At 60.3% G+C, this 2,163-nt stretch carries 2 protein-coding genes and 1 rRNA gene; all 3 read left to right on the top strand.

The features are described 5' to 3' along the window. A 5S ribosomal RNA gene (gene rrf / locus F4V54_RS10655) occupies positions 1-106 on the top strand; the annotation flags it as partial. 156 nt (positions 107-262) lie between these two features. Then, entirely contained in the window at positions 263-1,033 is a 771-nt protein-coding gene (locus tag F4V54_RS10650) for an ABC transporter ATP-binding protein (protein WP_249041294.1), read from the top strand. Beyond that, a partial coding sequence (locus F4V54_RS10645; protein WP_150387122.1) for an ABC transporter permease occupies positions 1,033-2,163 on the top strand: 1,131 nt, incomplete at its 3' end. The genes F4V54_RS10650 and F4V54_RS10645, both read left to right, overlap by 1 nt.

The following is a 2,163-nucleotide window of genomic DNA, read 5'->3' as shown; positions in this document are numbered from 1 at the left end:
TAGCGGTGGGGAAACGCCCGGTCCCATTCCGAACCCGGAAGCTAAGCCCACCCGCGCTGATGGTACTGCACCCGGGAGGGTGTGGGAGAGTAAGTTACCGCCGACCTAAAAACACAAACAAACAACTACATAACCCAACGCGGCACCCACCACACCACCTGGCCGGGCGCCGCGTTAATTTTTGCTATTCCACTATTCTCGTAGCAAGAACATCGTGGCGTGCTCGTTCGCGCCGTTGTTGGAGACCCGAGAGACAGGACAAGTGAGCGCTGTGGGCCATCGTGGAATTGTTGAGAATGACCTGAAAGAGGGCGTCGCAGCCCGGGCGGTGTCGCTGGTGAAGACGTATGGCAGCGGGGACACTCAGGTGACAGCGTTGGATGGGGTCAGCGTTGAATTCGCGCGAAACCAATTCACTGCCATCATGGGCCCCAGTGGTTCAGGTAAGTCGACGCTCATGCACGCGATGGCCGGTCTGGATTCTTTCAACGGGGGCTCGGCCTTCATTGGGGATACGGATCTAGCTACGCTCAATGACAAGGAGATCACGGCGTTGCGGCGCGACCGGCTGGGGTTTATCTTCCAGTCTTTCAACCTTGTTCCTACGCTCACTGCGGCGGAAAACATCACCCTGCCCACGGATATTGCCGGCGGGCAGATTGACCAGGCATGGTTCGACGAGATCACGCAGCGTCTCGGCTTGTCCAATCGGTTGAGCCACCGCCCGAGTGAGCTTTCAGGCGGGCAACAGCAGCGGGTGGCCTGTGCGCGGGCGTTGGTGAGCCGTCCGGAGATCATTTTCGGGGATGAGCCGACGGGCAACCTGGATTCGAATTCCTCCCGCGAGGTCTTGGAGATTCTGCGCGCGGCGGTGGATGGGGATGAGCAGACGGTGGTCATTGTGACGCATGACGCACGGGCGGCGTCGTACGCTGATCGCGTGGTTTTCCTCGCGGACGGCAACATCATCGATGAGATGTATGACCCGACGATGGAGCGCATCCTGTCCACCATGTCCGGGATCGAGGGCTAATGAGTAGCGCTTTAACGAAGGTGTCGCTGCGTAATGTAGCAGCTCATAAGCTACGTCTCGCGCTCACGGTCTTGGCGGTGGTGCTCGGTACCGCGTTCATTGCCGGCTCGCTGATGTTCACCGCGATGTTGGGCAAAACCTTTGACTCGGCTGTCGCGAGCGCATTCGCTGAGGATGATGCGGTCGTGCGTGGACAGGAGCAGGGTGCCCCGGTGCCGCTGGAGCTTCGAGACGCTATCGGGGCCGACCCAGACGTCAACAAGGTCAACATCAGCGGTCGCACGGCAGTTGTCGTCGCGGACAGCGACCGCAATGCGTACCAAACAGGCGCTGGTGTTTCTGAGGTGCACATTTACTACCCGCCGGAGGACGCGGTGGGGTCGGTCCCGGAGGTCGTCGATGGTAGTGCACCCAAGGCCGTTGGTGAGGCGATGGTGAATGCTAAGGGCGCCGCTAAATATCGGATCGGCATCGGTGATGAGCTCATTGTCGTGGATACTCAGGCCACTCAGACGATGAAGGTCACTGGTTTGTATACCAATGAGCTGGACCAGGGGATGTCGCTGACATTGCGCATCCCGGAAGAGTCCTACCTGGAGTTTTATGCCGCGCACGGGACGGTTCCCGGGTTCTCGGTCAGTGCGAAGGAGGGGGTCGATCCCGCACAGCTCACTGCGCACCTCGCGGAGAAGTTCCCGGAGTATGAGGTCAAGGAGGGCCAGACGCTTGCCGACGAAGCCTCTGAAGAAATCCGCAACGCCCTCAGTTTCGTCAGCTACTTCCTTATCGCTTTTGGCCTCGTGGGCCTGTTGGTGGGTACGTTCCTCATCGCTAATACCTTCTCGATGATCGTGGTGCAGAGGACGAAGGAGTTTGCGCTGTTGAGGGCGTTGGGGGCGTCGAAAAGCCAGATTACGCGGTCCGTGGTTGTGGAAGCTGCGCTTGTTGGCGTGATTGGGTCGGCGCTTGGCGTACTGGCTGGTGCGGGTTTGGTTGCGGTGATTCGCGTGGTTATGGAACGCCAAGGCATGGAGCTGCCCGGGGCGGGCTGGGGCCTGTCTGTTGCGGCCGTCGTGGTGCCCATCGTTGTGGGTGCGCTGGTGACGGTGGCCTCAGCGTGGGCTCCGGCG

The sequence above is a fragment of the Corynebacterium tuscaniense genome, from assembly GCF_008693065.1.
GTDB classification, from domain to species: domain Bacteria; phylum Actinomycetota; class Actinomycetes; order Mycobacteriales; family Mycobacteriaceae; genus Corynebacterium; species Corynebacterium tuscaniense.
The sequence above is the reverse complement of the archived record's forward strand: the minus strand, read 5'-3'. Positions and strand labels throughout refer to the sequence as shown.